This is a genomic window from Rubidibacter lacunae KORDI 51-2 (genome assembly GCF_000473895.1).
Taxonomy (GTDB): domain Bacteria; phylum Cyanobacteriota; class Cyanobacteriia; order Cyanobacteriales; family Rubidibacteraceae; genus Rubidibacter; species Rubidibacter lacunae.
The window spans coordinates 68098-74747 of the sequence record NZ_ASSJ01000083.1; the positions used below are offsets into that span (position 1 = coordinate 68098).

The window sequence follows — 6650 nt, forward strand, 5'->3', positions numbered from 1 at the left end:
AGAACGTTGAAGTTTGGGACAACCTGCTGCCAAGCATGGCGGCTGTGAAGCAGATAGGAGATCGATTGTATGTCGATTAGGATGCTGGCATCCCGTGGCGCTTCTGGTGCCACTGCCACGCATGGCTCAGGATTAATTTGAGATCGGCGTACTGCGGCTGCCAGCCCAAGATCCCGCGCACTTTCTGGCTGCTTCCCACAAGCACTGGTGGATCGCCAGGTCGACGAGCTCCTTCAATAACATGGATCTCGCGCTCGGTTAAGCGTCGGGCGGTTTCAATGGTTTCTCGAACCGAGAAACCATTGCCGTTGCCCAAGTTGAAGATCTCCGACACACCGCCGTCGAGCAGGTAGTCAACTCCGAGAACGTGCGCGCTCGCTAGGTCGCTGACGTGAATGTAGTCGCGGATGCAGGTGCCGTCTGGCGTATCGTAGTCGGTGCCGTAGATGCTGATGCTGGGGCGCTTGCCAAGCGCGGCGAATAGGATCAGCGGAATCAGATGTGTTTCGGGGGCGTGGTCTTCGCCGGTCAGTCCGTGGGGATCGGCACCGGCAGCATTGAAGTAGCGAAAGATCACGTAGCGCAACCCGTAAGCCGTGGCGAAGTCAGATAAGATACGCTCGACCATCAGCTTGCTAGAACCGTAGGGATTGATCGGCCGCTGCGGGTGAGTTTCAGGAATAGGAATTGCGTCGGGGACGCCATAGGTGGCGCACGTTGAAGAAAACACGAAGCTCTTAACTCCAGCTGCCAACATGGCTTCCAGCAGAGTTAATGTTCCGACTACGTTGTTGCGATAGTACTTAGCAGGTTGGGCGACGGATTCGCCTACGTAGGCAAAGGCGGCGAAGTGCATGACGGCGGCGATGTCGCGCTCGGCAAACAAGCGGTCGAGGAGCGCGCGATCGCTCGTGTCGCCGACAATTAATTCGGCTTTCAAGGCCCGCTCGGCAATATCGCGGTGACCGTAGACTAGGTTGTCGAGGATCGCAACGTCATAGCCTTGGCGTTGCAGGGCTAGCACGGCATGGGAACCGATGTACCCTGCGCCGCCCGTCACGAGAATCGTCGGTTTCGAAGCTGGCATAACCTTCATGAGAATGGCGCTCCCCAATAGCTTAAGCGCCAATGCCTCTTCTGAAACGCTGCGATTAGGGTTCGGCATCCAGGAGCAAACCCCAACCACACTGAATCGGCACAATTCCCCTCAAGCTTGCGAAACGTTAGCTTGCTTGCTCGCGTCCCAGTGCCCAGTGCTTGATGAATACCCTGCTAAGAATGCGCACACCGTCAATAAATCTTGCAAAGTTAGAAAAAAGTTAGCGATCGCTACACTTTTTCGGGTGTCGGGAACGCTATCGTGTATCGGGACTTCAAAACCGGATGCCAAGCCAATGCTCTGCCAGACCTGTCTGCGCCAGACCAGTTGTCTAGCTTTCACTCTCGCAAGGGACAGCGAACTCCTGAGTTCGCGCCTGTCGCGCTTGACTCGCTGCGAACTACACCAACCCCTACCGCTTCCACAGGTCGTTGTTGCCTCAAGAAGTTAAGTTGCGTAAATTCTCTTGAAGTTTAGTCTGTCTTCTCTGTTTTGCTGTTCGAATAGTGCTCTTATAGACCTGCTCATTGTTAGGTTGGGTTTGCACTGGGGTGCGAAAGGTTAGAGGCAGGCTAGGCGTTTAAGCACAGTTAGCCGCGATTGCCAGTTGGTGCCAGCGCACTTGCCGACCTGGCTACTGAGATTACCGAGCTGAAAGTACTAGTAGGAGTAATGACTCCGCTAAGATCGCGCCTTGGGAGATCGAGAATGCGATGGAGCGCGCGCAGCCTGCAGCGCCGCTGGCCGACCGCCTGCGGCCGCGCACCCTGGATGACTTCATCGGACAAGAACACGTCCTCGGACCCGAGCGCTTGTTGCGACGGGCGATCCAAGCGGATCGCATCTCGTCGCTGATTTTCTTCGGACCGCCCGGAACGGGTAAGACGACGCTTGCACGAATCATCGCTAATACGACGAAGGCGCAGTTCGTTGCCCTTAATGCCGTGCTCTCGGGCGTCAAGGACATCCGTGCCGCGATCGACGCTGCCGAGACCGAACGCGATCGCGATCGACGACGGACGATCCTATTCGTCGATGAGGTGCATCGCTTCAACAAGGCCCAGCAGGACGCTCTGTTGCCGTGGGTAGAAAACGGCACGGTTGTGCTGATCGGCGCGACGACCGAGAATCCATACTTTGAGGTCAACCGCGCGCTCGTCAGCCGCTCGCGCATCTTTGAGTTGCGCTCCCTCAGCGCCAGCGACCTGCACCGCGTTGCCGCCCGCGCCCTGACCGATTGCGAAAACGGCTACGGTCACTTGGCAGTCGAGATTGACGCCGAGGCGATCGCGCATCTGGTTGATGTTGCCAATGGCGATGCGCGATCGCTGCTCAATGCCTTGGAACTGGCCGTCGAGACGACATCACCAACGGCGGGCGGACCGATCCGCATTACGCTCGACGTGGCTGAAGAGTCGATCCAGCGACGCGCGGTACTGTACGACAAGGAGGGCGACGCGCACTTCGATACGATTAGCGCCTTCATCAAGAGCATTCGCGGTTCCGACCCCGATGCCGCTCTCTATTGGTTGGCGCGGATGGTCTATGCCGGAGAGGAACCGCGTTTTATTTTCCGTCGCTTGCTGATCCAAGCCTGCGAGGACATCGGCCTGGCCGATCCGCAGGCGATCGCCGTCGTTACGGCCTGCGCCGAGGCCTACGATCGCGTTGGGATGCCGGAAGGTCGCTATCACCTTGCCCACGCGACGCTGTACCTGGCAACGGCACCTAAATCCAACAGCGTCATGGCCTTTTTCGACGCCCTTGCTTGCGTCGAACGCGAGCGCGCCGAGGATATTCCCAACCACCTTAAAGATGCCAATCGCGATCGCAAAGGTCTCGGTCACGGCGAAGGCTATTTATATCCGCACGCTTACCGCGACCATTGGGTCGCCCAGCAATATTTACCCGACGGGTTGCAGGGACAGGTGTTTTACCAGCCGAGCGATCGTGGCATGGAAGGGCGCATTCGCGATTGCCTCGAGCGCCGCCGTGATGCTCAACTTGCTGCTGTTTGGGAACGAGGCACAGCGCAATCGGGCGGTGGAGATGACGCGCCCGCGCGCGACCGCTGGCTGCAGCGTACGACGGATGGCGGTAGCGACCGACTGGCAGCGATCCGCGATCGCGTCTTTGCCCTAGCACGACCGGAGCCCCACCATGTCGTCGTCGATTTGGATGCGGGCAGCGGCTTGCTAACCGGGGAAGCGCTCCGGCACGTTCCAGCAGGCAGTGTTTGGGCGCGGGCGCGATCGCTACGCGATGCCGATGTGCTGGCCGCTCGCGCTCGCGATCTGCCCGAGCCGGGCCGCCTGTCAATTGTCTCGGGGACTCTGGAGCAGCTATCGAATGCCCTCGCCAAGAGCGGTCGCGGCGATCGTGCGATCGGGTACAACATCCTCGGGCGCGAACCGAACCGAGTGCAGGCGCTTGAGACGATCGCGTCGTTGCTCGCTCCAGATGGGGTGTTGGTGCTGGCCGAAACCATCCCCCGCCACCGACAGCGGCTCTATCAGTTGCTCGACCCGGACTGGCTCGATGCCGGTTTATACGATCGGCTTGCCGCAGCCGAGGAAGCGATTTACCGTACGGGGGACGACCCGACAGTTTGGGATGAGGACGCCTTGCGAGCGGCCCTCACCCATGCGGGGTGGACGGTGGAGATCGCGACCGAGTCGTTTTCTGCCCCCAAGCTGGTGACCTCCGCACTCGTGGAACGTTGGTTCCGCGGCGTTACGGATCCGCGCCCTTCCTATGCCGTCCATTTGAGTGCCAGCCTCACAAAGGACGAAATTCAAGCAGTTCGCGCGGTTTTCGAACGCCGTCTAGTCCGGCAAGTTGTCCCGTGGCACAGCGCGATCGCCTTCATTCGGGCCGTTCGCGATCGTGTCAGTTCTGCTGGTTGAAGTCCGTTCGATTGCCACTGGAACGCGCGCTCTAGGGACGCGCTCCGGACACGCTAATAGGTAAGATTTTTTGCATGTATTCGCTCCAGAGCAACGCGGCTTGAGAGCTGCTGGCGCGCGTCGGTGAATTATCGTCGTTGCCGAGCCAAATGCCCGTCACGAGCGGCTGTTGCGGTGCGAACCCTACAAACCACAAATCCACACCGTTGTCGGTCGTACCGGTCTTACCAGCCGCGTCGGCAACCCCGCGCGCGTTGGTGCCGGTGCCCCAACGAACAACACCGCGCAGCAACTCGCCCATCCAGGCAGCGATTGCGGGCTCCAAAACCCGCCGACTTTCTCGCTCGGTTACAAAAGCGTAGATCGTGCGACAGGTCCGCCATTCCTCAACATCAGTGCAGTCGCTCCCGTCGCGGATGCGTTGAATGGCATGCGGGCGATGCCAGGTGCCCCCATTCGCGAAGGGTGCATAAGCACCGGTCAACTCCAGAACGTTCACCTCGCTTTCGCCCAACACCAGCCCCGGCGAGGTATTCAGTTCCGAGGCAATTCCAAGATCTCTGGCCATCTGCACCACTGCATCCAAGCCCACTTGCTGAGCGATCCGCAGCGCTACCACATTTTCTGAATGGGCAAATCCGCGATACATATCGGCATCATCGCGCGTGCGATCGCAGCCGTTATAAGACTGGCCCATCCACCGCAACGGCGTACATGAAAAGGTCCGACCGGGCGAGATACCCATCTCGAGCGCGGCGGCGTAGACTACCGCTTTGAATGTAGAGCCGGGCTGTCGCTGTGCCTGAGTTGCTCGGTTGAACTGACTTTGGGCAAAATCTTTGCCTCCCACGATGGCGAGCGCCGCTCCGGTGCGACTATCGAGGGTGACAATGGCACCTTGACCGTAACCATACTGCGCGCCGCGTGCGGCGATTGCTTGCTGCAAAGCTGCTTCAGCAGCATCCTGTACCTTTAGATCGGCTGCCGTCTCGACAATAAAGTTTCCCTCGTCGGCGAGGTCAGATCCCAGCAGCAGCTGCAATTCTTGCAATACGTAAGCGTAATAGTATGGAGCGATCGTGCTGGTAAACCTTTCGCGAGCCCGAGGGCTGACGTCGATCCGCGATCGCCGTGCACGCGTTGCTTCCTCCGGGGCGATCGCGCCCATGGCAACCATGCGTTCCAAGACGCGAGCGCGTAATTGAACGGCGGTATCGTAGTCCTGAACGGGGTTATAGCTGTTCGGCGCTGGCAGGATTGCCACGAGCGTGGCTGCTTCATTAAGAGTAAGGTCGGCGGCAGATTTCTCGAAGTAAAATTGTGCGGCATCTTCGAAGCCGTAGTTATCGACCCCAAGGAAGGCCCGGTTGAGATATACCTTCAGCAGCTCGTCTTTGCTATAAAAGAATTCCAGTTTGAGCGCCACCTCGAGTTCTCGCCACTTTCGACCGAGTGTGTCTTGCCGCCCCACGTATTCGGGGAACAAACTGCGCGCTAGCTGTTGCGTGATCGTACTTGCACCCTGACGGCCGCCGGTGATGTTAACCCACAGCGCCCGCGCAATCCCATAAGGATCGACTCCAAAGTGCCAGTAGTAGCGAGTATCTTCTGAAGCCAGCACGGCTGCTGGCAGATACGGAGAAAAATCTTGCAGGCGTGGCAGTTCGCGATGAACGCGATTGCCGAGTTCGGGCTGAAGGGGCGTTTGACCATCGCGTGCGTAGACGACCACCGGACCGCGACCGCCCGCGGGCAACGGGCGCACCGGAACACGCGATAGGCGCACGACCACGATTGCGCTTAAGATTCCGACGCCGGCAATTGCAGCATAGCACCCGTAGCGCAGTCCTCGCCGCCACAGCGGCGGCGGAAAATGAAAGCTCACCTCAACAGTAGTTTCCACCTCTGGCGGTCCGAGTGTAAGGCGATCGCCGTGGCAAAGTTCCAGCATCTCGATCTGGCGTTTGCCGTGGAAGGTGCCGTTTTTCGACCCTTCATCAGTCAGCACGAAACGTTCGCGTCGCTGCAGGTCGCGCGTAAGGGTTAGATGAACGGTGCTAACCAGTGGATTGCGGACGACGATGTCACATTCGCGGGCGCTGCGCCCGAGCACGTAGCGATCGCCGAGTAGCGGATACGTCGCCGGGGCGTCCGCATCGGGTGCCTTGACGCGCAACTCGGGCACCCGAGCGCCGGGCTTGAGGTGCAGGATCTGCGGGGAGAGTTTGGCTTGGATCGTCTGGAATGCTTGTGTGACGTACTGTCCGAAGGTCGGTCGGTCGGTCATGGGTCGGCGCAACGAGGTTCACTCCATTTTGACGGACGTCTTCGGCAATCGGGGCCTGCCGGGGACGCTCTGTCGGGCGAACCAAGCAAACGTTCGGAGGCGATCGCCTCACGGGGTTCCAAGAGCTTTACGCGTTCGATTGCATGGAATTCGGACAGCACTTAGTAAAAAGCGCCCCCTCTTGGGGGCGCTTGGCTCATCAACTAGCGAAAGCTAGCTCGCACGGTCCTAGCCCAGGATTTCCGGCGCTTGCACGGCGGCCAGGTCCAGCGGGAAGTTGTGCGCGTTGCGCTCGTGCATTACCTCGAAGCCCAGGTTCGCACGGTTCAGCACGTCTGCCCAGGTGCTCACCACACGA

3 protein-coding genes and 1 pseudogene are annotated in these 6650 nt (G+C 59.4%); 1 reads left to right on the top strand and 3 read right to left on the bottom strand.

Annotation, left to right across the window (positions count from 1 at the left end; genetic code table 11):
* Nucleotides 1-76: 76 nt before the first annotated feature.
* Nucleotides 77-1087 carry a UDP-glucose 4-epimerase GalE gene (galE, locus tag KR51_RS16205; protein WP_040656584.1) on the bottom strand — a complete coding sequence of 337 codons (1011 nt, stop codon included), beginning with the start codon at nucleotides 1085-1087 and terminating at the stop codon, nucleotides 77-79.
* A 725-nt stretch (nucleotides 1088-1812) separates the two neighbouring features.
* Between galE and KR51_RS16210 the strand changes: the two genes are divergently transcribed.
* On the top strand, nucleotides 1813-4005 hold the full coding sequence (locus tag KR51_RS16210) for an AAA family ATPase (RefSeq protein ID WP_022609219.1): 2193 nt from the start codon (nucleotides 1813-1815) through the stop codon (nucleotides 4003-4005).
* Between the two features lie 31 nt (nucleotides 4006-4036).
* Here the strand turns inward: KR51_RS16210 and KR51_RS16215 are convergent, their stop codons facing one another.
* Entirely contained in the window at nucleotides 4037-6292 is a 2256-nt protein-coding gene (locus tag KR51_RS16215; RefSeq protein ID WP_022609220.1) for a transglycosylase domain-containing protein, read from the bottom strand.
* A gap of 228 nt (nucleotides 6293-6520) precedes the next feature.
* Nucleotides 6521-6650, bottom strand: a pseudogene (locus KR51_RS19965) (photosystem II q(b) protein); the annotation flags it as partial.

What these genes read in the sequence shown, in the direction of transcription:
- galE (WP_040656584.1), bottom strand. Translation starts at nt 1,087, where the DNA reads ATGCCAGCTTCGAAACCGACGATTCTCGTGACGGGCGGCGCAGGGTAC.
- KR51_RS16210 (WP_022609219.1), top strand. Translation starts at nt 1,813, where the DNA reads ATGGAGCGCGCGCAGCCTGCAGCGCCGCTGGCCGACCGCCTGCGGCCG.
- KR51_RS16215 (WP_022609220.1), bottom strand. Translation starts at nt 6,292, where the DNA reads ATGACCGACCGACCGACCTTCGGACAGTACGTCACACAAGCATTCCAG.